21 protein-coding genes are annotated in these 25,190 nt (G+C 45.1%); all 21 read left to right on the top strand.

Annotation, left to right across the window (positions count from 1 at the left end; translation table 11 throughout):
- Positions 1–57: 57 nt before the first annotated feature.
- The 21 genes from rseP (at position 58) to dapG (ending at position 25,184) form a co-directional block, all read left to right on the top strand.
- Positions 58–1,332, top strand: coding sequence for an RIP metalloprotease RseP (gene rseP / locus AC1DPK_RS19920; protein ID WP_076269180.1), 1,275 nt, complete (start codon positions 58–60; stop codon positions 1,330–1,332).
- Positions 1,333–1,342: 10 nt separating this feature from the next.
- On the top strand, positions 1,343–2,791 hold the full coding sequence (gene proS / locus AC1DPK_RS19915) for a proline--tRNA ligase (RefSeq protein ID WP_076269181.1): 1,449 nt from the start codon (positions 1,343–1,345) through the stop codon (positions 2,789–2,791).
- A 43-nt stretch (positions 2,792–2,834) separates the two neighbouring features.
- Positions 2,835–7,142 (top strand): PolC-type DNA polymerase III, encoded by a 4,308-nt coding sequence (locus AC1DPK_RS19910; RefSeq protein ID WP_477511412.1) that lies wholly within the window; start codon positions 2,835–2,837, stop codon positions 7,140–7,142.
- A 169-nt stretch (positions 7,143–7,311) separates the two neighbouring features.
- Positions 7,312–7,773 carry a ribosome maturation factor RimP gene (rimP, locus tag AC1DPK_RS19905; protein ID WP_477511411.1) on the top strand — a complete coding sequence of 154 codons (462 nt, stop codon included), beginning with the start codon at positions 7,312–7,314 and terminating at the stop codon, positions 7,771–7,773.
- Between the two features lie 38 nt (positions 7,774–7,811).
- Positions 7,812–8,909: a transcription termination factor NusA gene (gene nusA / locus AC1DPK_RS19900; protein WP_054028947.1), complete on the top strand. Its 1,098-nt coding sequence runs from the start codon at positions 7,812–7,814 to the stop codon at positions 8,907–8,909.
- Between the two features lie 54 nt (positions 8,910–8,963).
- Positions 8,964–9,278, top strand: coding sequence for an RNase P modulator RnpM (rnpM, locus tag AC1DPK_RS19895; RefSeq protein ID WP_076269184.1), 315 nt, complete (start codon positions 8,964–8,966; stop codon positions 9,276–9,278).
- The gene (locus tag AC1DPK_RS19890) at positions 9,265–9,597 is read left to right on the top strand and encodes a L7Ae/L30e/S12e/Gadd45 family ribosomal protein (RefSeq protein WP_054028945.1); all 333 of its coding nucleotides are present in this window, start codon (positions 9,265–9,267) and stop codon (positions 9,595–9,597) included. Before rnpM ends, AC1DPK_RS19890 begins: the two co-directional genes overlap by 14 nt.
- Complete coding sequence (infB, locus tag AC1DPK_RS19885; RefSeq protein WP_477511410.1) at positions 9,587–12,220, top strand: translation initiation factor IF-2; 2,634 nt, start codon at positions 9,587–9,589, stop codon at positions 12,218–12,220. Before AC1DPK_RS19890 ends, infB begins: the two co-directional genes overlap by 11 nt.
- A 7-nt stretch (positions 12,221–12,227) precedes the next feature.
- Positions 12,228–12,584: a 30S ribosome-binding factor RbfA gene (gene rbfA / locus AC1DPK_RS19880; RefSeq protein ID WP_054028943.1), complete on the top strand. Its 357-nt coding sequence runs from the start codon at positions 12,228–12,230 to the stop codon at positions 12,582–12,584.
- The gene (locus AC1DPK_RS19875) at positions 12,581–13,570 is read left to right on the top strand and encodes a DHH family phosphoesterase (RefSeq protein WP_441881246.1); all 990 of its coding nucleotides are present in this window, start codon (positions 12,581–12,583) and stop codon (positions 13,568–13,570) included. The genes rbfA and AC1DPK_RS19875 overlap by 4 nt, the downstream gene beginning before the upstream one ends.
- Positions 13,571–13,573: 3 nt before the next feature.
- The gene (gene truB / locus AC1DPK_RS19870) at positions 13,574–14,488 is read left to right on the top strand and encodes a tRNA pseudouridine(55) synthase TruB (protein WP_441881244.1); all 915 of its coding nucleotides are present in this window, start codon (positions 13,574–13,576) and stop codon (positions 14,486–14,488) included.
- Between the two features lie 44 nt (positions 14,489–14,532).
- On the top strand, positions 14,533–15,480 hold the full coding sequence (locus AC1DPK_RS19865) for a bifunctional riboflavin kinase/FAD synthetase (RefSeq protein ID WP_441881242.1): 948 nt from the start codon (positions 14,533–14,535) through the stop codon (positions 15,478–15,480).
- A 213-nt stretch (positions 15,481–15,693) separates the two neighbouring features.
- Positions 15,694–15,963 (top strand): 30S ribosomal protein S15, encoded by a 270-nt coding sequence (gene rpsO / locus AC1DPK_RS19860; protein ID WP_053375765.1) that lies wholly within the window; start codon positions 15,694–15,696, stop codon positions 15,961–15,963.
- 152 nt (positions 15,964–16,115) lie between these two features.
- Positions 16,116–18,215, top strand: a complete 2,100-nt coding sequence (gene pnp / locus AC1DPK_RS19855) for a polyribonucleotide nucleotidyltransferase (RefSeq protein WP_477511409.1) — start codon at positions 16,116–16,118, stop codon at positions 18,213–18,215.
- A 202-nt stretch (positions 18,216–18,417) separates the two neighbouring features.
- Positions 18,418–19,413 (top strand): polysaccharide deacetylase family protein, encoded by a 996-nt coding sequence (locus AC1DPK_RS19850; protein WP_441881239.1) that lies wholly within the window; start codon positions 18,418–18,420, stop codon positions 19,411–19,413.
- 123 nt (positions 19,414–19,536) lie between these two features.
- The gene (locus AC1DPK_RS19845; RefSeq protein WP_076269191.1) at positions 19,537–20,805 is read left to right on the top strand and encodes a M16 family metallopeptidase; all 1,269 of its coding nucleotides are present in this window, start codon (positions 19,537–19,539) and stop codon (positions 20,803–20,805) included.
- Positions 20,786–21,229 (top strand): dUTP diphosphatase, encoded by a 444-nt coding sequence (dut, locus tag AC1DPK_RS19840; RefSeq protein ID WP_339208965.1) that lies wholly within the window; start codon positions 20,786–20,788, stop codon positions 21,227–21,229. Before AC1DPK_RS19845 ends, dut begins: the two co-directional genes overlap by 20 nt.
- Positions 21,230–21,357: 128 nt before the next feature.
- Positions 21,358–22,257, top strand: a complete 900-nt coding sequence (gene dpsA, locus AC1DPK_RS19835) for a dipicolinate synthase subunit DpsA (RefSeq protein ID WP_441881236.1) — start codon at positions 21,358–21,360, stop codon at positions 22,255–22,257.
- Positions 22,254–22,844, top strand: a complete 591-nt coding sequence (locus AC1DPK_RS19830) for a dipicolinate synthase subunit B (protein ID WP_076269194.1) — start codon at positions 22,254–22,256, stop codon at positions 22,842–22,844. Before dpsA ends, AC1DPK_RS19830 begins: the two co-directional genes overlap by 4 nt.
- 28 nt (positions 22,845–22,872) lie before the next feature.
- Entirely contained in the window at positions 22,873–23,907 is a 1,035-nt protein-coding gene (asd, locus tag AC1DPK_RS19825) for an aspartate-semialdehyde dehydrogenase (RefSeq protein ID WP_441881232.1), read from the top strand.
- Between the two features lie 62 nt (positions 23,908–23,969).
- Positions 23,970–25,184: an aspartate kinase gene (gene dapG / locus AC1DPK_RS19820; protein ID WP_339208970.1), complete on the top strand. Its 1,215-nt coding sequence runs from the start codon at positions 23,970–23,972 to the stop codon at positions 25,182–25,184.
- Positions 25,185–25,190 lie beyond the last annotated feature (6 nt).

Below are 25,190 nucleotides of genomic sequence, written 5' to 3'. Positions count from 1 at the left end.
ACGGGAGAATAATGATAATCTATGTACAGGCCGTAACGAACAGGAGGCTTCAGCTTAATGCACATGATTCAAGTTGTTTTCTTGACCATACTCGTTTTTTTCGTGATCGTAACGATCCATGAATGGGGTCATTACTATTTCGCAAAACGCGCAGGCATATTGGTGCGAGAATTCGCAATTGGCTTCGGGCCGAAGCTTTTTTCGGTAAAACGTGGCGAGACGAGATATACGCTTCGATTAATACCTGCCGGCGGTTTCGTTCGAATGGCGGGAGAAGATCCAGAAATCGTTGATGTCCAGCCCGGTCAAACGATCGCGGTTCGTCTGAAAGACAATAAAGTGACTAGACTTTATTTGGATCGTCTTGATGACCGCAGCGGTGTTATTCGCGGAGAAATCGTGGCGATCGATCTTGAGCGCAAGCTATCTGTTACACTTGACGTAGAAGGGGAAAACGAGATTTTCTCGGTACACCCTACTGCTTTAATGATCACAAAAGGCAAAGAAACACAAATCGCGCCGCTCGACAGACAATTTGGCAGCAAAACAGTAGCGCAGCGTGCACTTGCTATTTTTGCTGGCCCTATGATGAACTTTGTGCTTGCATTTGTATTGTTTGCTACCTACATTCAGTTAGCAGGTGTTCCTGTTGAGTCGCCTGATAAGCTGCTTGTTAATGAAATATCAGAAGGCATGCCAGCTGATAAAGTAGATTTGAAAAAGGGCGATGTCATCGATGCAGTCAACGGTATCAAAATCGGAGCTGATTTTGATAAAATGATCGCGATTATCGGTAAATCACCAAATGTTCCTGTTAAAATGGATATTATTCGTGACGGCAAAGCTCAGCAAGTTGTTATAACACCTGAACCGAATAAAGAGGGTGTAGGCAAGGTTGGGATCAGTGCCGCATTGCCAACACGTCCGGCTACTTTCTCTGAAACGTTCACAGGCGCAGGCAAGCTCATGAAAAACATGACAGTAAGCATTTTTGAAGGCTTCAAGAAGCTTATTTTCGGAGAGTTCAAGCTTGATGATCTTGGCGGACCTGTGCGAACAGCAGAAGTAACAAGCCAGATTGCTCAGCAAGGCATTGCTCAGTTAACATCATGGACAGCACTGCTAAGCTTGTATTTAGGAATATTTAATTTGCTGCCGATTCCTGCCCTTGATGGAAGCCGCCTCATATTCCTCGGAATTGAAGCGATTAGACGCCGGCCGATTGATCCGAACCGTGAGAGCATGGTACATTTTGTCGGTTTCGCGCTCATCATGTTATTAATGCTCGTAGTAACTTATAATGATATTTTACGATTGGTAAAAGGGGAGTAAATAGTCGCTTATGTCTAAGGATAAACAGTTTGTTACAGAAATCACGCCTCAAAGCGAGGATTTCTCCAGATGGTATATTGATGTTATTAAAAAAGCCGAGCTTATGGATTATTCGCCTGTAAGAGGCTGTATTGTGTTCCGTCCTGAGGGCTATGAGCTTTGGGAAAATATTCAGCGTGATCTGGATCGCCGCTTTAAGGAGACGGGACATCGCAATGCGTATTTCCCGCTCTTTATTCCAGAGAGCTTTTTCCAGAAAGAAAAAGAGCATGTTGAAGGTTTTAATCCCGAACTGCCTTGGGTAACTGAAGCAGCTGGCGAGAAGCTCGAAGAACGCCTTGCAATTCGTCCAACATCGGAAACGATGTTTGGACACATGTATTCCAAATGGATTCAATCGTACCGCGATCTTCCGCTGCTCATTAACCAATGGGCAAACGTCGTTCGCTGGGAGAAGCGCACAATGCCATTCCTTCGTACGAGTGAGTTTTTGTGGCAAGAAGGCCATACTGCGCATGAAACAGAAGAGGAAGCGCGTCAAGAGACGATGCAGATGCTTGATGTTTACACGCAGTTCGTTGAAGAATTCCTTGCTATCCCTGTAATTAAAGGTGAAAAAACGCCTTCTGAGCGGTTCGCTGGTGCGGTTGATACGTATTCGATCGAAGCGATGATGAAGGACGGGAAGGCTGTTCAAGCCGGAACATCGCATTATTTGGGTACGAAGTTTGCAGTTGCTTTTGATATTAAATTCCTTGATCGTGAGAATACATTGCAATTCGCTCATACAACTTCTTGGGGCGTGAGCACAAGACTAATCGGCGCCCTTATTATGGTTCATGGCGATGATCGTGGTCTGGTGCTGCCTCCTAAAGTTGCTCCAACACAAGTGGTTATGATTCCAATTGGCCCTGCAAAAATGCGCGAGCAGGTTGTTGGCCGTGTGGATGAGCTTTATGCAGAGCTTAAGAAAGCCGGTATTCGCGTACGCGTGGACGATCGTGCTGACGTGAGCCCAGGCTGGAAGTTTAACGAATATGAGATGCGCGGTGTTCCACTACGCCTTGAGCTTGGACCGCGTGATATGGAAAATGGACAAGTTGTGCTTGTTTCCAGAGTTACTGGAGAGAAGCGTATTGTACAGCAAGCTAATCTTCTAGCAGAAATTGAAGCTATGCTTGAAGAAACGCATCAAGAAATGTTTAATCGTGCGAAGCAGTTCCGTATTGACAACTCTCGTTCGGTTGAAACGCTTGATGAAATGAAAAGCTTTTTGGAAGAACAGCGCGGCTTCGTAGAAGCTGGCTGGTGCGGCTCTGCTGCTTGCGAGAAGCAGGTCAAGGAAGAAACTGGAGCGACAAGCCGGAATATTCCATTTGCCCCTGAATCGCACAAAGAAACATGTCTCGTATGTGGAGATCCATCCAAACATACTGTTGTATTTGCAAGAGCTTATTAAGGACTGAAGCTAGTTCGGTTCGGATCTTAAGGAGTGGTATTTTATGAGCCAAACCGCAAAAAAACGGCAGAGTTTTGAAATGCTTTTACAGCATATTCAGCTGCCGCAAGAACTTATACAAACCTATTTTCAAGATGGATATATAGATCAAGTTATCGTTAGCAACAGCAATCAAGAATGGACGTTTTGCATCCGCAAAACGTCCATGGTGCCTTTACAGGCCTATAATGGGCTATGCCAGGCGGCTAGAATGAAGTTTGAGTCTATCGCTGCAGTCAGTTTCTTGCTGATTTATGATCCTGTTGTAGAGACTGAATCCATTGTGCTGCAATACTGGGGTTTGTTCATGGAGTGGGCACAGCGCGAGATCGCTTCCGTAAATGGATGGCTGCAGAAATCTTCGATCACGGTTGAAGGAGACTTACTAACTCTATCTCTTCTAGACAATACGGGATTGGATCTCGCTCGGAAGAAACGATTGGATGATGAAATTATTCGTTTCTTTAATGAAAATTTCCAGCGCGCATGCAAAGTGAAAATGATCGTCAGCGAATCCAGGCAAGAAATCTTGGATGAATTCTCCCTTCGGATGGTGCAGGAAGAACGGGAATATGTGCAGGAGCTGATGGCGAGCGCGCAATCAGAGTCTGAGCTCGTCGATGAGAGTGAAATCAAGCTAGCGGTTGGTTATGATATTCGGGAAGAGCCGGTTCCATTGATGAATATCATCGAAGAAGAGAAAAAAATTACAGTACAAGGCGCTGTATTCGGCCTCGAAGTGAAAGAGCTTCGTAACGGAAGCACATTGTTTACGTTCAACGTGACTGACTTCTCCGATTCTATCGCGATGAAGATGTTTGCGAAGACGAAGGACGATGTAAAAATATTGAACCAGCTTGCCAATGGCAAGTGGGTCAAAGCTCGCGGCCGCATAGAATATGATCGCTTCATGCAAGAACCGGAGCTTGTGATGATGCCGAATGATTTGCATGAGGTCAGAACACCTGCTGAGCGTATGGATAAAGCGGAGGAAAAGCGCGTCGAATTTCATCTCCATACAACCATGAGCGCTATGGATGCGGTAACTCCGGTAGATGTCTATGTAAAGACGGCTGCCAAATGGGGACATAAGGCGATTGCAGTAACGGACCATAGCAATGTTCAATGTTATCCGGATGCGAATAAGTCAGCCAAAAAACACGGCATAAAAGTGCTTTTTGGTGTTGAAGCGAACATCGTGAACGACGCAGTGCCAATGGTGCTGGAATCAAGACCTGAACCGCTTGCGACAGCAACTTATATTGTTTTCGATATAGAGACAACGGGCCTTTCCGTTATTAATAACAAAATTATTGAGCTTGCCGGCGTTAAAATGCGTGATGGCAAAGAGATTGATCGTTTCTCTACCCTTATTGATCCGCATGAAAAAATTCCTTACCACATTACGCAGTTGACTAACATCAATGATGATATGGTAAAAGGGCAGCCGGATATTGAGCCTAAGCTTAGAGAATTTATTGAATTCATTGGTGATGATGTTCTTGTCGCCCACAATGCAAGATTTGATATTGGCTTTATTCAAGCCAACTGCAAAGCTTTTGGCATGCCGGAAGTAAAAAATCCAGTGCTCGATACGCTGGAGCTTGCTCGATTTATTTTTCCAACGCTCAAAAATCATCGTTTGAATACATTAGCAGATAAATATAAGGTTAGTCTCGACAACCATCACCGCGCTGTAGACGATTCCCTTGCTCTTGGCGGCGTTTTGTATGGCTTGATTGCAGATGCAGCTGAGCGAAATATTACGAATCTACATCAGTTAAATGACTATGTGGGCATTGATTTATCTAATTCTCGGCCTTTCCACAGCAATATTTATGCACTTAATGCTGTTGGGAAGAAAAATTTATTCAAGCTTATTTCCATCTCGCATACAGAGCATTTCAAACGGGTAGCAACAATTCCAAAAACGAAGCTTGTTGCACACCGTGAAGGCTTGCTCGTTATTTCTGGTTGCGAGAAAGGTGAATTTTTCGAAACGGTTCTAAATAAATCGTACGAAGAAGCGCTGGAGGTTGCACGTTTCTATGATGTCCTTGAAATCCAGCCGATTGATTTCTACATGCACTTAGTTGAGAAGGGGCTAGTAGGCAGCCGTGCGGAAATTGAGCAGGCGCATCGCCGGATTTGCCAAATCGGGGATGAGCTGGGCAAGCCGGTTATTGCTACAGGAAACGTTCATTACTTGAATCCGCGCGACAAAATGTATCGTGACATAACGATTCATGGGATCACTGGTTTTAGCCCGCTTAAGAGTATACGCAAACCAGATGCTCACTTCCGTACAACGGAAGAAATGCTGGAGGAATTTGCATTTTTAGGGGAAGCAAGAGCTCGTGAGGTCGTCATTACGAATACAGTAGAGCTTGCTGATCGGTTTGAGCCGTATGATATGTTCCCTACGGGACTATTTGCTCCAATTATTGAGGGTGCCGACGAGGAAATTCGCAACACCTGTTATGACACAGCAAAGTCGATGTATGGGGAAGATCTTCCTCAGGTCGTTATCGACAGGCTGGAGAAAGAACTTATTCCTATTATCAAATTTAAGTTTTCTGCCAACTACTTGATCTCGGAGAAGCTTGTTAAGAAATCGAACGCAGATGGATATTTGGTCGGCTCACGGGGATCGGTTGGTTCCTCAGTCGTTGCCACATTCCTGGGTATTTCAGAGGTTAATCCGCTGCCTGCCCATTACTTGTGCAAAAACTCGGATTGCAAGCATAGCGAATGGTTTTTGGACGGAAGCATTCCGAGCGGCTTCGATTTGCCGGACAAATTATGTCCGAACTGCGAGAAGCCGATGAAGGGTGAAGGACAGGATATTCCGTTCGAAACCTTCCTGGGCTTCAAAGGCGATAAAGTTCCCGATATCGATTTGAACTTCTCCGGAGACTATCAACCGATAGCTCATAACTATACAAAAATATTGTTTAGCGAGAAGTGTGTGTTCCGTGCAGGAACGATTGGTACGGTTGCAGAGAAAACGGCCTATGGTTTCACTAAGAAGTATGAGGAAGAGCATGGCAAGAAATGGCGCGGTGCTGAACTTGCCAGACTTGCTAGTGGCTGTACGGGCGTAAAACGAAGCACGGGACAGCATCCAGGCGGCATCGTCGTTGTTCCCGATTATATCGATGTTGAAGATATAACGCCTGTTCAATTTCCAGCAGACGATGTGAATGCGGAATGGAAGACAACTCATTTTGACTATCACGCGTTTGATGAAAACTTGCTTAAGCTCGATATTCTGGGGCACGATGATCCAACAATGATGCGGATGCTGCAGGATTTGACCGGCGTTGATCCAACGTCAATACCGATGAATGATCCTAAAGTCATGAGTATGTTCAACTCCACCAAAGCACTTAACGTGCCTGGCGAGCAAATTCGCTCTTCGGTAGCTACTTACGGAGTGCCGGAAATGGGAACGAAGTTCGTTCGTCAAATGCTTCAAGAGACGCAGCCTTCTTCGTTTGCCGATTTGCTGCAAATTTCCGGATTGTCTCATGGCACGGGAGTTTGGCTAGGAAATGCACAAGAGCTGATCAAGAACGGCACTTGCAACATCAAGACGGTAATTGGTTGCCGGGATGATATCATGTTGTTCTTGATTTATAAAGCTGGAATGGATGCTGGACTCGCGTTTAAAATTACGGAAAGTGTACGTAAAGGTAAAGGCTTGACGCCAGAGTGGATCGAAGAGATGAAGCGATGTAAGGTGCCGCAGTGGTACATTGATTCTTGCCTGCGCATCGAGTATATGTTCCCGAAAGCACATGCCGCGGCCTACGTCATATCGGCAGTTCGCACCGCCTATTTCAAGCTTTATCATCCAATAGAGTATTACGCTACTTACTTTACAGTAAGAGCGGACGATTTTGATTTGGAGCTGCTTTGCCAAGGATATGATGCGATTTTGCGTAAGCTGATCGAGATCGAAGCCAAAGGGTTTAATGCCCTCCCTAAAGAGAAAAACATGGTGTCGCAGCTGGAAATGTCACTTGAGATGACAGCGCGCGGCTTCTCCTTTAAGCCGATCGATCTATATCGTTCTGACGCGACGAAGTTTCTTGTAGATGGGGATTCCCTTATTCCGCCGTTTGCTGCCATTGCGGGAATTGGCGATAACGCCGCACGTAATATCGCAGCCTCAAGAGACGATGGCGAGTACTTGTCAATCGAGGATTTCCAAATGAAATCGAAGGCGACAAAAACGATTATTGAGGTTCTTGGAAACATGGGCTGCTTCCGTGGATTACCTGAATCTAATCAGCTTTCACTGTTCTAGAAGCGGCTTGAATAGAAAAGATTTCTTGTCACTATAGTGCGGTTATGTTATAATTTTTCTGGCAATGATGATTATAAAGACTTTGATGCAGAAGAGTGGGGAAACCCACTCTTTACGTTTTGTTAATGGCAAAATGGCATAGTGCGTATAAACAGGAGGTCAACTGAATTTGAGTACATCCAAAATCAAAGCCGCTGTCCAGGAAATGGTTTCACCATACCTCAGCAGCAATGGATTTGAACTGGTTGATATTGAGTATGTAAAAGAAGGAAGCAATTATTTCCTTCGTATTTTCGTAGATAAAGAAGGCGGCATCGACATCGATGACTGCGGTCGTATCAGCGAATTCATAAGTGAGCAATTGGACAAAAACGATCCAATTACAGATGTTTATTTCTTGGAAGTATCTTCCCCAGGAGCAGAAAGACCGCTTCGGAATGAAGATGAAGTACGTAAAGCAATCGGTAAGCACGTTTACATAACGACATATGAACCGATTAGCGGCGCTAAAGAATTTGAGGGGCTGCTACTTGCATTTGATGGAGAAAATGCAGTCGTTCGTACAGCCAAAAAGGAATATAGCATTCCTTACGATAAGGTGGCTGGCGCCAGACTCGCAATCGTGTTCTAAATATTCGTTTCTATATTGAAAGGGGGAAATCCAGTCCAATGAGTATGGATTTTATTGAAGCACTACAAGAAATAGAAAGAGACAAAGGGATTACCAAGGATGTGCTCCTTGAAGCCATTGAGGCTGCTCTTATCTCCAGCTACAAAAGAAATTTTAATACCGCTCAAAATGTACGCGTCGATATTAACCGTCATACTGGTGTTATCAAAGTATACGCCCGCAAGACTGTTGTTGATGAAGTACTAGATCCGCGTCTGGAAATTACAGTGGAGGCTTCAAGAGAAATCAATCCTCATTATCAGCTTGACGATATTGCGGATATTGAAGTTACGCCGCGTGATTTCGGACGTATCGCTGCTCAAACAGCGAAGCAGGTTGTTACTCAGCGTATTCGTGAGGCTGAGCGCGGACTGATTTATAATGCTTTTATCGATAAAGAGGAAGATATCGTTAACGGTATTGTTCAACGTCAGGATGTTCGCAATTTATTTGTGGATCTAGGCAAGGTTGAGGCTGTATTGCCTTTGACTGAACTTATGCCAACTGATAAGTTTAAGCATGGTGACCGCGTGAAGTCGTATATCACGAAAGTTGAGAACACGACTAAAGGTCCTCAAATCATTTTATCCCGCACGCATCCTGGCCTTTTAAAACGTTTGTTCGAGCTTGAAGTGCCTGAGATCTATGACGGAGTAGTAGAAATTCGTTCGGTTGCTCGTGAAGCTGGCTTCCGTTCAAAGATTGCGGTTCATTCCCGTAACTCCGAGGTTGATCCAGTCGGTTCATGTGTTGGCCAAAAAGGACTGCGCGTTCAGACGATCGTAAACGAGCTTAAAGGTGAAAAAATCGATATCGTTCGTTGGTCTGAAAGCGTGGATGAATATGTTGCGAATGCTCTTAGCCCTTCAAAGGTGCTAGAGGTTATCGTATTCGAACAAGAGAAGATGGCCAGAGTAATCGTGCCGGATTACCAACTATCGCTTGCGATCGGTATTAAAGGTCAGAATGCAAGGCTTGCTGCCAAGCTGACTGGCTGGAAAATCGATATCAAGAGCGAAACGCAGGCAGAGCAGGAGTATGGACGTCCGAAATCAATGACTACGGTCATGCATCAGGATTCAGTATCCATCGACTAATCTGAATTTTTCAACAGATACGCGTCAATTCAGCTGGCAGAGGAGGGGTGTACAATGAGACCGAGAAAAGTACCGCTTCGCAAATGCGTCGCTTGTCAGGACATGATGCCGAAGAAGGAACTCATTCGGATTGTGCGGACACCGGCCGAAGAGGTGCAGATTGACCTGAAAGGCAAACAAGCTGGCCGCGGTGCATATTTATGCGGTAAAGTCAGTTGCTTTAAATTAGCGAAGAAATCCAAGGCGCTTGATCGAGCACTGAAGCAGCATGTTGGTGAACACATCTACGATCAACTTGAGCAGGATTTTATAGCGGTAGAGGAACAGTTTATTGCTGGTAAGGAGCTGATAAGCGATGAAGCAGAATAAGAGCTTATCACAGCTTGGCATGGCAATGCGTGCCGGAAAGCTGATTACAGGCGATGAAATTGTCCTCAAAGCTGTAAGAAATAAACAAGTGCATCTCGTTATCCTTGCAGGAGATGCTTCAGACAATACGAAAAAAAAGTTTCGTGACAAATGCAACACCTACGGAATACAACTCGCCGAAGCATTCGACCGTGAGCAACTAGGAAAGGCGATTGGTAAGCCAGAACGGGTTGTAATAGCGGTAACCGATGCGCAATTCGGAAAAATGATTGCGAGTCATCTGAGCCATAATACGGAGGTGGATCATATTGGACAATAAACAAGACAGCAAGGACAATAAAGATAAGCTGCGCGTTTACGAGTATGCCAAGTCACTTAATATGAGCAGCAAAGAAATCATAACGATCCTAAAAAGACTTGATTTGCCAGTCAATAACCATATGAGTGTCATGGAAAACGAAATGGTAAATAAGGTTGAAGGTTTTTTCCGCAATATTAAACAAAATGCAGCTGCAAAGCGCGCGCAAGAAACAACAAATGTAACGGTTTCTTCCGCTCAACCTACTGCCAACAAGCCGCAATCGCAGCAGCCACAACTGCAGGAGAAGAAGCCGCAGCCAGTACAAGAAAATAAAAATACGAATCAAGACAGACAGGGGCCTATGAATTCTATTAATACGAAACCACAAACAACCCAACAGCAGTCAGAACAAAGACCAGCAGGACAACAATCAAGTCGTCCAGCATCACAATCAAGCAACAACCGTCCTTCACAAGGCAGTTCTAATTCGAGCCGTCCAAGCCAAGGACAAGGCGGACAAGGTAATCGCCCAGCGGGTTCTAACGCGGGTTCAAGCCGTCCATCACAAGGTCAAGGCGGTCAAAGCAGTCGTCCAGCATCATCTGGACAAAGCCGTCCTTCACAAGGCGGACAAAGCAATACAGGCAGCCGTCCAAGCGCTCCGCGTTCAGACGCAAGCAGCCGTCCAGCACCATCAGGCCAAAGTCGTTTCGACTCTAAGCCAGCACAAGGACAAGCGCGCGGTAACGACAACAGAAACGCAAGACCTGGCCAAAAAAGATTTGAAGACGGCAAACCAGGCGGCTTCAGAGGCAACAATGGCCGTGGTGGTCAAAAAGGTCGCGGCGGCAAGTTCCAACAACAACCGCCACGCGAGAAAATTGACAATACGCCAAAGAAAATTATTGTACGCGGTACAATGACTGTTGGCGAATTGGCAAAATTACTGCATAAGGATGCATCAGAAGTTATTAAAAAACTGATTTTCCTTGGCGTAATGGCTACGATCAACCAAGAAATCGATATGGATGCGATTCATTTGATCGCAACAGACTACGGGGTAGAGGTTGAAGTGAAAATTCCTGTTGAGGAAGATTCCTTCGAAACTGTAGAAGAAACAGACGAAGATGAAAATTTGGTGACACGTCCACCGGTTGTTACCATTATGGGTCACGTTGACCACGGTAAAACAACTTTGCTTGATGCCATTCGCAAAACGAATGTTACAGGCGGAGAAGCCGGCGGAATTACACAGCACATCGGTGCTTATCAAGTTGAAATTAACCATAAAAAAATTACGTTCCTCGATACACCTGGTCACGAAGCGTTTACGCTTATGCGTGCACGCGGTGCGCAGGTAACGGACATTACGATCATCGTAGTAGCAGCTGATGACGGCATCATGCCGCAAACGGTTGAAGCCATCAACCATGCAAAAGCAGCTGGCGTTCCTATTATCGTAGCGGTTAACAAAATCGATAAACCAGAAGCGAATACAGAGAAAATTAAACAAGAAATGACTGAATATGAACTCGTTCCGGAAGAGTGGGGCGGCGACACTATTTTCGTCGAAGTTTCCGCTAAACAAAGAATTGGTCTTGAAGGCCTTCTTGAAATGATTTTGCTCGTTGCTGAGATGAATGACTACAAAGCTAACCCGAACAAACGCGCTCGCGCTACTGTTATCGAAGCTGAGCTTGATAAAGGTAAAGGTCCTGTTGCACGTATTCTCGTTCAACACGGTACTTTGAAAATTGGAGATGCTTTTGTTGCAGGTAACTGCTTCGGCCGTATTAGAGCAATGGTTAATGATAAAGGCCGTCGCTTAAAAGAAGCAGGTCCTTCTACGCCAGTAGAAATTACTGGTCTAACAGAAGTTCCATTAGCTGGAGATCCGTTCATGGTATTTGAAGATGAGCGCAAAGCCCGTGATATTGCTGATCGTCGTTCCATTAAACAGCGTCAATCGGATATGGGTGCGAATACACGCGTAACGCTTGATGATCTGTATAACCATATCAAAGATGGTGAAATTAAAGATCTGAACGTTATTATCAAATCCGACGTTCAAGGTTCTTCCGAAGCACTTAAAGGCTCGCTCGCAAAAATTGAAATCGAAGGCGTTCGCGTAAAAATCATCCACAGCGGTGTTGGCGCGATTACAGAATCGGATATCATTTTGGCGTCAGCTTCCAATGCTATCGTAATCGGATTTAACGTTCGTCCTGATCCACAAGCAGAAGCAACGATTGCACAAGAAAAGGTTGACGTTCGTATGCACCGCGTTATCTACAACGTAATCGATGAGATTGAACAAGCAATGAAAGGCATGCTTGATCCAATCTACAAAGAGGTTGTTATTGGCCACGCTGAAGTTCGTAACGTATTTAAAGTGACTAAAGTTGGCGCAATTGCAGGTTGTATGATTACTGACGGTAAAATTTCTCGTAACGCTGAAGCACGTTTGGTTCGTGGCGGTATCGTTGTCTTCACAGGCAAAATTGAATCCCTAAAACGTTTCAAAGACGATGCTAAAGAAGTTGCAGCAGGTTATGAGTGCGGTATCACGCTTGATCGTTTCAACGATGTTCGTGAAGGCGATATTATCGAAGCATTTGTCATGGAATCAGTAGAGAGGTGAGTAAAGCATGGCAAAAATCCGAGTAGGGCGGGTCGGCGAACAGATTAAAAAAGAGCTGAGCCAAATTATACAAACAGAGTTGAAAGATCCTAGAATCGGATTCATTACTGTAACAGGTGTTGAAACATCAAGTGATCTCTCACAAGCAAAAGTGTATTTAAGCGTGCTTGGCAGCGAAGAGCAGAAGGAAGCGACGCTTAAGGCACTAGCGAGCGGAACAGGATTTATTCGTACAGAGCTTGGCAAGCGCATGCGCCTTCGCCATACACCCGTATTGCTGTTCAAGTTTGACAGCAGTATTGAATATGGCAGCCGCATCGAGGCATTGCTTGAAAACATCAACAATGGGAATTCAGCTCGATGATAAATCAAAGCAGCTATTCGATGCAGCTAGATGAAGCGCTGGCGTTCATGAAAACTTACGATCATTTTTTGGTCGTATCACATGTACAGCCTGACGGTGACGCTATTAGTTCTACTGTTGTCGTAGGCTGGATGCTTGAGAAACTTGGGAAGTCGGCAGTACTGATTAATGAAAGCGAGCTACCGTCCAGACTTCGTTTCTTACATCAATTTGATTCAATTCTCAATTACAAGCGCGATGTAAATCAGCAAACATTTGATGCCATTATTTCGGTCGATTGTGCGGATTTCAAACGTATTGGAGAGGTAGCGAGCAGCTTTGCACCAGATGCAAAGCTGCTTAATATCGATCATCATCCAACAAACAATGGATTTGGCACCATAAATGTTATACAGGCAGAAGCTGCGGCTACTGTTGAAATATTGTATGATTTAATCGAGAGAGCAGAAATCGCATTAGATGTGAATTGTGCAACAGCAATCTACACTGGTTTATTGACCGATACAGGCGGGTTTCGTTATTCCAACACGAGTCCGCGTGTCATGGAGATTGCCTCGCATTTGCTCGCTTTAGGTGTGTCCGGCAATGAGCTCGCTGATCATCTTCTAGAGAAAATGACTATGGCGAAGCTCAAGCTTCTCCAGCTCGCACTCAATCGCCTCACATTTACGGATAACTTAGAGATCGGCTGGGTCTATATTGGCAAAGATGATTTGCGCAATACAGGTGCTGTTCCTGAAGATCTAGAAGGAATCGTGAATTATGCGCTTAATGTAGATGGAGTTGAAGTCGGCATTCTATTTAAAGAAACAGAAGAAGGTGCAGTCAAAGCAAGCATGCGTTCAGCAGGCAAAGCCAATGTAGCCGCAATTGCGCAAGCATTCGGTGGTGGCGGTCATGTGCGTGCAGCAGGATGCCGGATTGAAGGTTCTTTAACGACCTCGATTGAAGAGCTAGTGGAAGCAGTCAGAAAGGCGTTGATTTAAGCGATGGACGGCATTTTGGCAGTTTGGAAGCCTGAAGGCTGGACTTCTCATGATGTGGTTGCAAAAGTACGCCGAGTGCTAAAGATGAAGCGAATTGGTCATACAGGAACGCTTGATCCTATGGTTACGGGTGTATTGCCGCTATGTCTTGGGCGTGCAACGAGAGTAGTCGAATATGTGCAAGAGCGGCCTAAGTCATATGAAGCCGTATTGCAGCTTGGAATTGCAACAGATACAGAGGACATAACGGGTACAGTTATTGCGCGGCAATCGCCAATATCGGTTACAGAAGAGGATGTTCGCCTTGCACTGTCGCAGTTTTTAGGCGAGATTGATCAAGTACCTCCCATGTTTTCCGCTGTCAAAGTTGATGGCAAGCGATTGTACGAGTTAGCTAGAGAAGGAAAGACCGTTGAGCGGAAATCGAGAAAAGTAACGATTCATCAAATAGATCTCATTGACACTCAGCTCGATCTTGATCAGCCTCAGATTTCGTTTTCTGTCGTTTGTTCAAAAGGTACATACATTCGCACGTTATGTGTGGACATCGGCAAAGCACTAGGTGTTCCTGCTACAATGGCCCATTTGACGCGAACGATGTCAGGCGGCATTACAAAGGAAAGCTGCTTGACGCTTGAGCAAATCGAGCAATTGCAGCAATCCGGTGAATTAAGCGGACATATCATTTCCGCCGATGAAGCCATTACACATTTGGATCGTGTGACGATTCCAGAATCGTTTGGGAAACTTGCACTGCAAGGACAGAAAGTTAGTCTCAGCCATTCAGTGGAACATGAAGCATTGACTTTAGATGGACAACTTATACGTCTTTATAATGATCAAAGCTCGTTTCTAGGTATTTTTCAGATTGATTTGAATACAAATGTTTTCAAGCCAATCAAAGTGTTTTCAGCTTAGCTTATCGTTGTAGAAAGTTAATAGGAAATGCAGGTGCTTCAGCGTTGGAAATTATTCCATTAAGTTTTCCTTTAAACGGTTTGTCCACGTTGTCGCTGGACAAACCGCTTTCCATAGCAATCGGTCATTTTGACGGGGTTCATCGTGGACATCAGAACGTGATTCGCCAAGCTGTAAATGCGGCGAAGGAATCCGAGATGCTATCAGCGGTTTTGACATTTGATCCTCATCCGAAGGAAGTTCTCGGACAAGGTGAGCAATATTATCGTTGCCTTACGCCTTTTGATGCGAAGACAGCGTTATTTGCAGAGCTTGGCGTAGATCTTGTATTCATAATGAAGTTTGATCTTGAGTTTGCTTCAGTATCACCTGAGCGCTTCGTCAATGAGGTTCTGCGCACACTCCGTGCTAAGCAGGTCGTTGTAGGCTTTGATTTCAACTTCGGCCACAAAGGCTCAGGTAATGCAGAGACTTTGAAGCAGCTGGCAGAGCCTGATATTTCTGTTCATATCATTGAGCCTTTGATCGAGAACGGGGTAAAAGTAAGCAGTACTTATATCCGTGAAGCACTTGAGCAAGGTGATCTTGAACTGGCAGAACGATTGCTTGGCAGGCCATATGAAGTTGAAGGGATCGTTGTTCATGGGGACAAAAGAGGTCGTACGATCGGGTTCCCAACAGCAAACCTGCAATTTAATGCCCCATATATCGCGCCAAGACTTGGCGTTTATGCGGTAATGGCTTGGGTTGGTGATACCGCATACCCTGGTGTTTTAAACTATGGCTTAAAACCAACCTTTAATAAAGATGAGCTGAAACCTGTAATGGAAGCTCATTTGTTTGACTTCAACAGCGATATATACGGTGAGCATATGCGTTTGCAATTGCTATCGTTTATCCGTTCGGAGAAAAAATTCAATTCCATTGCCGAGCTTGTTGAGCAGATTGGATCTGATTCTGAGCAAGCGAAGGCGATCCATGGTTACAACTAACTGATCGTATCATCCATTCGTGTGTAAACGAATGTTGGGCATTCTTTATTTATGATCCTCGACATTCGTCCACCTTATGTGTTATACTATACAACGTTGTAAGTAGTCATACATTTTGTGTGACATACGGACAAACTTAACCTTAGCTTGGATGTCCGATCTCACCGACGGCTTCGAGGCTAATGGCGATTATCAAGAAGGAGGTGAATTAGGATGGCAATTACACAAGTACGTAAAAACGAACTGATTGAGACGCATAAGACACATGCAACTGACACGGGTTCCCCGGAAGTTCAAGTGGCTATCCTGACTGAAAACATCGTTAACTTGACTCAACATTTGCGGGAGCACAAGAAAGATCATCATTCCCGTCGTGGTTTGCTCAAGATGGTAGGTCAGCGCCGTAAGCTGCTTGCATACCTTAAAAACAATGATGTTAGACGTTACAGCGCATTGATCGAAAAACTCGGCCTACGCCGCTAAAACATGCGTAAAGAAAAGCAACCTGGTTGTCCAGCCGTCCGGGAATAACGGATGAGCGGATTCGGGTTGCTTTTTGTAATAGGGAAACACTCGGAATAAACTGCCCATTAGCAGTGAAATAGACTAATCGAATAACTATTAGGAGGGATAAAATGGTACAACGAATTGAGATGATGGTAGGCGGAAGACCGCTATCCATTGAAACTGGCCGCCTTGCGAAGCAGGCGAATGCAGCAGTCACTGTTCAGTATGGTGATACTGTCGTATTGTGTACGGTAACAGCGTCAGCAGGTCCGAAGGATCTGGATTTCTTCCCATTGACTGTTAACTATGAAGAACGTTTGTATGCTGTTGGTAAAATTCCAGGTGGATTCATTAAACGTGAAGGCCGTCCAAGCGAGAAGGCGATTTTGTCCAGCCGACTTACGGACAGGCCTATTCGTCCGTTATTCCCAGAAGGTTTCCGGAATGACGTTCAAGTCATGAACATTGTAATGAGCGTGGATCAGGATTGTTCGCCAGAAATTGCGGCTATGATCGGTACTTCTGCTGCACTATCCATTTCTGACGTTCCTTTTGACGGTCCAATTGGCGGAGTAAACGTTGGACGTGTTAATGGCGAATTCATTATTAATCCGACGGTAGAGCAAAGCGTAGAAACGGATATTTTTGTAGTTGTCGCAGGAACGAAAGATGCGATCATGATGGTGGAAGCAGAAGCAAACGAAGTTTCTGAAGCAGTAATGCTTGAAGCGATTATGTTTGGTCATGACGAAATTAAAAAGATCGTAGCAAAAATAGAAGAGCTGCAAGCTGTAGCCGGCAAACCGAAAATGGAAGTTAAGCTACATACTGTAAATGAGCAAGTGAATGCTGATGTTCGCGCTTATGCTTCTGCTGGTTTGGTTGAAGCGATTAAGGTTGAAGAAAAGCATGCTCGTCAAGAAGCAATTGACGCTGTTAACAGCGCAGCAGTTGCTCACTTTGAAGAGCAATATATCGATACGCCAGAACTTCTCTCTGATGTTAAAGAAGTTCTTTATGACATCGTGAAGGAAGAAGTACGTCGTCTTATTTCTCATGATAAAGTTCGTCCAGATGGCCGTTCGCTTGATGAAATTCGTCCAATCGATTGTGATGTGGCAATTTTGCCTCGCACACATGGAACAGGGCTGTTTACTCGTGGACAAACACAAGCACTAAGTATTTGTACACTTGGCGCAATGGGCGACGTTCAAATTTTGGATGGTATTTCACCAGAAGAAACAAAACGTTTCATGCATCACTATAACTTCCCGCCGTTCAGCGTTGGTGAAGCTCGTCCGCTTCGTCCGCCAGGCCGTCGTGAAATCGGGCATGGTGCTCTCGGAGAACGTGCACTTTCCAAAGTTATTCCATCTGAAGCTGAATTCCCTTACACGATTCGTCTTGTTTCGGAAGTTTTGGAATCTAACGGTTCTTCTTCACAAGCAAGCATTTGCGCAAGCACACTTGCTATGATGGATGCAGGGGTACCAATCAAAGCGCCAGTAGCTGGTATTGCTATGGGTCTCATTAAAGATGGCGATCACTTTGCAATTCTTTCTGATATTCAAGGGATGGAAGATCATCTCGGCGATATGGACTTTAAAGTTGCAGGTACAGCTGAAGGCGTTACAGCTATTCAAATGGATATCAAGATTGCCGGCATCAACCGCGCTATTTTGGAGCAATCGCTTGAACAAGCTCGCCAAGGCCGTATTTTCATCCTAGGTAAAATGCTCGAAAGCTTGCCGACTACTCGTCCAAACTTATCGAAGTATGCACCGAAAATTTTGACGCTTCGCATTAATCCGGACAAAATCCGTGATGTTATTGGCGCAGGCGGAAAAATCATCAACAAAATCATTGAAGAAACTGGCGTGAAAATCGATATCGAGCAAGACGGAATGGTATTTATCGCTTCTTCAAACGAAGAGATGAACCAAAAAGCTAAATCGATTATCGAAGGTATTGTTAAAGAAGTGGTTGTTGGTGAAATTTATATGGGTACGGTTAAGCGCGTTGAGAAGTTCGGTGCTTTTGTTGAAATTCTGCCGAACAAAGATGGACTTGTCCATATTTCTCAATTGTCAAATGAACGTGTTGCAAGAACAGAGGATGTCGTTAACATTGGCGACCAAATCAAAGTTAAAGTAACCGAAATTGACGGACAAGGCCGTATTAACTTGTCTGCCAAAATTTTGATGACGCCAGAAGCATCGCCGCAATAAGCTTTTAAGGCTTGGCGGTCATATTAATAAGAAGAAAAGAGACAGATTTGATCTGGCTCTTTTTGTTTTTTTAAGCGACATCGGGTCACCATCTAGCCCATCCGCTGCATATTCTCGTCCTACTTTTCATACATATGAATTAACATGCCGAAATAAGGTCAAGCTTAGGAAGCGTGCGAGGACTTATATGGGAGTGGGAATAATGATGCTTAGAAAATCAGCTGCAATTGTGGCAAGCATGCTTCTAGTGCTTGTATTCGTCAGTATGAACGACGACATATCAAAATTTCTCTCTTCTTTAAAATATGATAATAAAATGGTTTATGCACAATATTCTTATACGCAATCGGAGAAGCAGAGGCTGCTGAACATGATTTCAGAAGAAGCAGATAAGCTGAATATTGCACCAGTAGACGCGCGGATTGATCGTGTTTGGAGAGCTATTCCAGGGTATAACGGCTTGGAAGTCGATGTGGATAAAACACTCGAAGCTGCATTGCTCGCTCCGCCTTCTCAAACCATTCCTTATGTATATAAAGAGGTTGAACCCGAAATTAGCCTTAATGATCTTGGTCCACATCCGATCTTTCGCGGCAATCCCAACAAAAAGATGATATCGCTTATGATCAATGTTGCTTGGGGCAATGAGTACATAGATTCCATTTTAAAAACACTTAAACGTGAAAAGGTGAAAGCTACCTTTTTCCTTGATGGCAGTTGGCTAAGTAAAAACGCTGATGTTGCTAAGCAAATACAAGCTGAAGGACATGAAATGTCTAATCATGCGTATACTCATCCTGATATGAGTGCGATTAGCAGGGAAGCGCAATACAATCAAATAGCCAAAACCGAAGCTTTATTAAAATCGAGCTTGAACGTAAACAACAAATGGTTTGCTCCGCCTTCGGGCTCTTTTAATCAAGCTACTGTCCAGATCGCCGAGGAGCAGGGGTTAAAAACGGTGCTGTGGACCATTGATACGGTTGATTGGCAGAAACCGCCGGCAGATGCCGTTGTGCGCAAAATTGCAGCGAAATTAGAGCCTGGAGCGCTAATATTAATGCATCCTACAGCCACAACACGAGATGCGCTGCCTGGCATAATTGCTACAGCTAAATCAAAAGGCTACGCGATAGGAACGGTTAGTGAGACGCTTTCCTCCAAGCGGATTCCCGATGAAGTTGAGGGAGCGGACTGATTCTGCTATAGTAAAAACATTCATGTTTAGAGTCACATGTATATGATGTCAGTTTTGTAAGGCAAAATGATGAGACGTATAATTATGATCATTTTGCTGCACAAAACATGAGGAGGACTACTGATGAACAAATACACACTTAGCAATGGATTGCGTGTTGTCGTTGAATACATACCGACAGTAAGATCAGTATCGTTTGGCATATGGGTCAAAACGGGCTCACGCAATGAGACACCTGAAAATAACGGCATCTCCCATTTCATTGAACACATGCTGTTCAAAGGCACAGAAAGCCGTACTTCAAAGGACATAGCGGATTTATTCGACGGTATAGGCGGAAATGTCAATGCGTTTACCTCGAAGGAATATACGTGTTATTTTGCCAAGGTGCTTGATGAGCATTTGCCGCTTGCCGTAGACGCTCTCTCGGATATGTTTTTTAATTCCCAGTTCGATCCGGAAGAATTGGCGAAAGAAAAAAATGTTATTCTAGAGGAAATCTCTATGTATGAGGATACTCCGGATGATAAGGTGCATGACGAAGCTTCTCGTGCAGCATTCGGTGAACACCCGCTTGCTTATTCGATACTGGGGCTTGAGGATCGTTTGACTGCCATGACCTCCGATACGCTTCGCGGATATATGAATGATACGTATACACTTGAGAATGTAGTAATCAGTGTTGCGGGCAATGTTGAAGAGCAGAGCTTGCTTGCGTTAATGGAACAATATTTTGGAAGCTTTAAGAATAGCAAGCCAGCCTCATCCATCATTACGCCTCCGGCATTTCATGGCGATTATTTGTTTTACAAAAAGAAAACAGAGCAAAACCATCTATGTGTTTCTTTCCCGGGGTGCTCGATTACCGATTCAAATTTGTATGCCATGATTCTTCTTAACAATGCTATAGGGGGCGGAATGAGCTCGAGGCTGTTCCAAGAAATAAGAGAGAAGCGCGGACTCGCGTATTCTGTCTATTCCTATCACACTTCCTATGCGGATACTGGCTTGTTTACTTTATATGCTGGAACGGCGCCTAAGCAAACGAAGGAAGTACTTGATTTAACGATGGAGCAGATGAACGAGCTGTCCGTAAAAGGATTAGGCGAGGATGAACTGCACCGCGGCAAGGAGCAATTGAAGGGCAGCTTGATTTTGAGCTTAGAGAGCACGAGCAGCAGAATGAATCGATTGGGCAAAAACGAGTTGATGCTCGGTCATCATTACACGCTTGATGAGCTGTTGAAGCGTATCGATTCGGTGCAGATGTCAGATGTAGTTGATGTTACGAAGCGTATGTTAGCTGCTCCTTTCTCCGTTGCAATGGTCGGAACGAATGATAAAGCAGCAGCAGAGCTCAGGAGGGATCAATTTGTATCAAGTTCAGTTTAAACGATTAGAAGGAAATGAAGATATAGCCATACCGAAAAAAATGTCCGAATGGGCAGCTGGCTTTGATCTGCAAGCTTCTGTAGGAGAGCCTGTTGTATTGCAGCCAGGCGAGCGTAAGCTTATTCCTACCGGCTTTGCAATGGCAATGCCCGGGGAGCTGGAGGCGCAAATTAGACCGCGCAGCGGCCTTGCGTATAAGCATGGCATTACTTGCTTGAATTCACCAGGAACGATTGATGCGGACTACCGAGGAGAAGTGAAAGTGCTGCTCGTTAATTTAGGCGATCAGCCGTTTACAATTACGCGCGGGGAAAGAATAGCTCAAATGGTATTCCAACTCGTGCCGGCAGTTACGATTATAGAAGCTGATGAGCTGCCTGACACCGTACGAGGTGCCGGCGGGTTTGGACATACTGGCGTTTAAGCGATTTGAATTCATAAATGAGTATTAAGAAGATCGGGCATATGCCCGATCTTTTTTTCTTTTTCACCCCGCTCTGGGCGCAAGCATAAGATGATCTAGAGCTATTAGCAAGAAAGGAGTGAAGCTTAATGCTAACAGGCGTTCAAGTGCTGCTGCTTGGTGGTGATGCAAGGCAGCTGGAGGTAATTCGAAAGCTGACTGAGCTTGATGCTGCTGTCACAGTTTCGGGTTTTGACGGCTTGCATTCGTCACTCGACGGAGCGGTACAGGCGGAGTTCGAGGAACAGCTTTTTGAATCCGTCGATGCGTTGTTGTTGCCTGCCGTAGGCACTGATGATCAAGGGATCATCCAGAGTGTTTTTAGTGACCGACAAATGCAGCTGGCAGACAGCCATTTTGCAAAGCTGCCAAAACATTGCACAGTATATACAGGAATGGCGAAGCCTTATTTGCGTCAGCTATGCGAGCAGCATTCACTGTCGCTCGTTGAGCTGTTTGACCGTGATGATGTTGCCATATACAATTCAATTCCGACAGCGGAAGGCGCCTTAATGATGGCCATTCAGAATACGGATATTACGATTCATGGGTCTTCTTCTATGGTGCTTGGTTTCGGTAGAACAGGCTTTACAATGGCACGAACGCTTCAAGGTTTGGGGTCCAAAGTGAAGGTCGGTGTACGGCGTTCAGAGCAGTTCGCAAGAGCGGCAGAGATGGGTTTTGAGCCTTTCTACATCAGTGGTTTATTGCATCATGTGAGCAATATTGACTTGCTTTTTAATACAATTCCGACTATGATAGTCACAGCACAAATTATCGCAAATTTACCTTCGCGAGCCGTCATTATTGACCTCGCATCGAAGCCTGGCGGGACAGATTTCCGCTTCGCTGAGAAGCGTGGCATTAAAGCGATGCTCGCACCCGGACTACCCGGTATCGTCGCACCGAAAACAGCTGGACGTATCATAGCGGATTGCTTATCTCAGTTGATTTTGGACGATACGATTAAGCGGGGGAATGGGATATGAATTGGTCTGGGATTACGGTGGGTTATGCATTGTCAGGCTCACATTGTACGTTTGCTGAAGTTATGCCTGAAATTAAGCGGTTCGTCGATGCGGGGGCCAATGTGGTGCCGATCGTTTCGAATACACTTATGACAACGGACACTAGATTTGGAAAGTCCGAGGATTGGCAAACACAGTTAAAAGCGATTACCGGAAATGAACTTATTTCGACCATTGTGCAGGCGGAGCCACTTGGGCCTTCTAAGCTGCTGGACGTTCTTGTCATAGCACCTTGCACAGGAAATACGACAAGCCGACTTGCAAATGCGATAACGGACAGCGCAGTACTTATGGCTGCTAAAGCCCAAATGCGCAACGGCCGTCCGCTGGTTCTTGCTATTTCGACAAATGATGGACTTGGTTTAAATGCCGCTAACATAGCGAAGCTATTAGTGGCTAAACATATTTATTTTGTACCGTTCGGCCAAGATAACCCGGTGCAGAAGCCTAATTCGCTTGTTGCCAGAATGGATTTGGTCTTGGAAGCATGCGAAGCTGCCCTCTCTGGCAAACAGCTGCAGCCTCTGCTTGTCGAACGTCATTCATGACACACGGATAGAGGGGAGACGACAACAGATGTCGTATCAGAAATTGTTTAACGTTGCAGTTGTTGGTGCAACAGGCGCAGTAGGAGAACAAATACTGAAATTACTTGCTTCCAGAAACTTCCCGATCCGAAAGCTTAAGCTGTTATCGTCTGCTCGCTCAGCCGGCACAAAAATTACATTTAAAGATCAGGAGCTTACGGTTGAAGAAGCAAAGCCGGAGAGCTTCGAAGGTATCGACATCGCTTTGTTTAGTGCAGGAGGCGATGTTACTAAAACATTGGCTCCACATGCGGTTAAACATGGTGCAGTATGTATTGATAACACCAATGCATACCGCATGGACGAAAACACACCGCTTGTCGTTCCTGAGGTAAATATTGAGAAGGTTAGCGAGCATAAGGGCATAATCGCTAATCCGAACTGCTCGACCATTCAAATGGTAGTAGCTCTTAAACCGCTACAAGACCGTTTTGGCATTTCGCGTATTATCGTTTCCACCTATCAAGCGGTTTCTGGTGCTGGAAATCTTGCCATTGATGAGATGCTTCGTCAAACTACAGCTTCACTTCAGGGTGAAGAGGTAAACCCAGCTATTCTTCCAGTAGGCGCATTGCCGGTTAAGCATCAAATTGCATTTAATGCGATTCCGCAAATTGATAAGTTTCAAGAGAATGGTTATACGCTTGAGGAAATGAAAATGGTTCGCGAAACGAAAAAAATTATGGGTGACGAGTCTATCCAGGTTACAGCTACATGCGTGCGAATTCCTGTCGTTTACGGTCACTCGGAATCTCTATATGTTGAGCTCAAAAACGACTACGATTTGGAAGAGGTTAAGCAGCTGCTTGCAGATGCACCGGGCGTTACGCTCGTTGATGATCCTGCTAATCAGCAATACCCGCTTGCGACTGATGCTGCCGGTAAGCCGGATGTATTTGTTGGTCGCTTGAGACGTGATCTTGGTTCGGATCGCGGACTTAATATGTGGATCGTCTCCGATAACCTGCTCAAAGGAGCAGCATGGAATGCTGTTCAAATCGCTGAACATATCGCAAGAGGTTAATGTATTAAGTAAAAGGTAATAAAGCTTGCTTCTTCCCTGGATCGATCATGGAGGATTATAATATGCGCATCCTGATTCAAAAATTCGGGGGCACCTCTCTTTCTACCGATCATGCCAGAGAACACGTAATTAGTCATATTACCAGAGAACGCAGCAGTGGCCTTGCTGTAGTCGTAGTCGTATCTGCTATGGGGCGTAAGGGCGATCCTTACGCAACGGATACCTTGCTTCAGGTTATACGTGATAATGGCGACAGGCTGCCAGCGCGTGAGCGAGATATGCTGCTAGGCTGCGGAGAAATTATTTCTGCAGCCGCTTTATGCAGCTTGCTCATTGCGAGCGGCATTCCTTCCGTTGTCCTAACCGGAGGACAGGCGGGCATGATTACTGACGAGCAGTATGGGCAAGCCCGAATCAAAGAGATTCGGCCAGATAAGGTGCTTCATCATTTACGTGAAGGAACCGTTGTAATCGTAACAGGTTTTCAAGGAAGCACTGCATTAGGAGATACGACAACACTTGGCCGCGGCGGAAGCGATACTTCAGCTACAGCATTAGGTGCTGCGCTGCGCGCTGAAATGGTCGATATTTATACGGATGTTAACGGGATTTTAACGGCGGACCCTAGATTAGTCGAGGAGGCGAAACCGCTTCCTGTCGTAAGCTATGCTGAAATATGCAACATGGCAAGGCAAGGAGCTAAGGTTATCCATCCTCGTGCCGTTGAGATTGCTCAGCAGGCTCGTATACCGCTCCGTGTTCGTTCTACCTTCTCAAGTGAAACAGGCACATTAGTAACTGATTCTGCTGAGCTTAAGGCTGAGCTGGCGGTTAAGGATCGTCATGTTACAGGAATTGCCCATGCAGCAGGGATTACTCAAATATCAGTAAAGGCTATTGAAGGCCGAAATGACGTGCAGCTGCAAGTGTTTCAATCTATGGCTAAACATCATATTAGTGTTGATTTTATTAATGTAACGCCAAGCGGTGCAGTTTATACCGTATTTGATCATGATGCTAAACGTGCAGTTGATGTACTGAAGGAATGCGGCTTTGCACCTTCAGCTATTAAAGGCTGTGCTAAAGTATCCGTCATCGGCGGTGGTATGAATGGAGAGCCAGGCGTTATGGCGCGTATCGTGGAAGCGCTGACGGAGCAGGGCATTTCAATCATGCAATCGGCTGATTCTAATACAACGATATGGGTGCTCGTTCGTGAAGCGGATATGGTAGAGGCACTTCGTTCTCTGCACGCGAAGTTCGAGCTTCATCGATAGAGCAAC

The sequence above is a fragment of the Paenibacillus sp. 01T424 genome (genome assembly GCF_056398745.1).
This window is presented reverse-complemented; position numbering and strand designations above follow the sequence as displayed.

Excerpts from the sequence above, each read along its gene's own strand:
- rseP (WP_076269180.1), top strand. The coding sequence starts at position 58 with ATGCACATGATTCAAGTTGTTTTCTTGACCATACTCGTTTTTTTCGTG.
- proS (WP_076269181.1), top strand. The coding sequence starts at position 1,343 with ATGTCTAAGGATAAACAGTTTGTTACAGAAATCACGCCTCAAAGCGAG.
- AC1DPK_RS19910 (WP_477511412.1), top strand. The coding sequence starts at position 2,835 with ATGAGCCAAACCGCAAAAAAACGGCAGAGTTTTGAAATGCTTTTACAG.
- nusA (WP_054028947.1), top strand. The coding sequence starts at position 7,812 with ATGAGTATGGATTTTATTGAAGCACTACAAGAAATAGAAAGAGACAAA.
- rnpM (WP_076269184.1), top strand. The coding sequence starts at position 8,964 with ATGAGACCGAGAAAAGTACCGCTTCGCAAATGCGTCGCTTGTCAGGAC.
- AC1DPK_RS19890 (WP_054028945.1), top strand. The coding sequence starts at position 9,265 with ATGAAGCAGAATAAGAGCTTATCACAGCTTGGCATGGCAATGCGTGCC.
- rbfA (WP_054028943.1), top strand. The coding sequence starts at position 12,228 with ATGGCAAAAATCCGAGTAGGGCGGGTCGGCGAACAGATTAAAAAAGAG.
- AC1DPK_RS19875 (WP_441881246.1), top strand. The coding sequence starts at position 12,581 with ATGATAAATCAAAGCAGCTATTCGATGCAGCTAGATGAAGCGCTGGCG.
- truB (WP_441881244.1), top strand. The coding sequence starts at position 13,574 with ATGGACGGCATTTTGGCAGTTTGGAAGCCTGAAGGCTGGACTTCTCAT.
- rpsO (WP_053375765.1), top strand. The coding sequence starts at position 15,694 with ATGGCAATTACACAAGTACGTAAAAACGAACTGATTGAGACGCATAAG.
- pnp (WP_477511409.1), top strand. The coding sequence starts at position 16,116 with ATGGTACAACGAATTGAGATGATGGTAGGCGGAAGACCGCTATCCATT.
- AC1DPK_RS19850 (WP_441881239.1), top strand. The coding sequence starts at position 18,418 with ATGATGCTTAGAAAATCAGCTGCAATTGTGGCAAGCATGCTTCTAGTG.
- AC1DPK_RS19845 (WP_076269191.1), top strand. The coding sequence starts at position 19,537 with ATGAACAAATACACACTTAGCAATGGATTGCGTGTTGTCGTTGAATAC.
- dpsA (WP_441881236.1), top strand. The coding sequence starts at position 21,358 with ATGCTAACAGGCGTTCAAGTGCTGCTGCTTGGTGGTGATGCAAGGCAG.
- AC1DPK_RS19830 (WP_076269194.1), top strand. The coding sequence starts at position 22,254 with ATGAATTGGTCTGGGATTACGGTGGGTTATGCATTGTCAGGCTCACAT.
- asd (WP_441881232.1), top strand. The coding sequence starts at position 22,873 with ATGTCGTATCAGAAATTGTTTAACGTTGCAGTTGTTGGTGCAACAGGC.
- dapG (WP_339208970.1), top strand. The coding sequence starts at position 23,970 with ATGCGCATCCTGATTCAAAAATTCGGGGGCACCTCTCTTTCTACCGAT.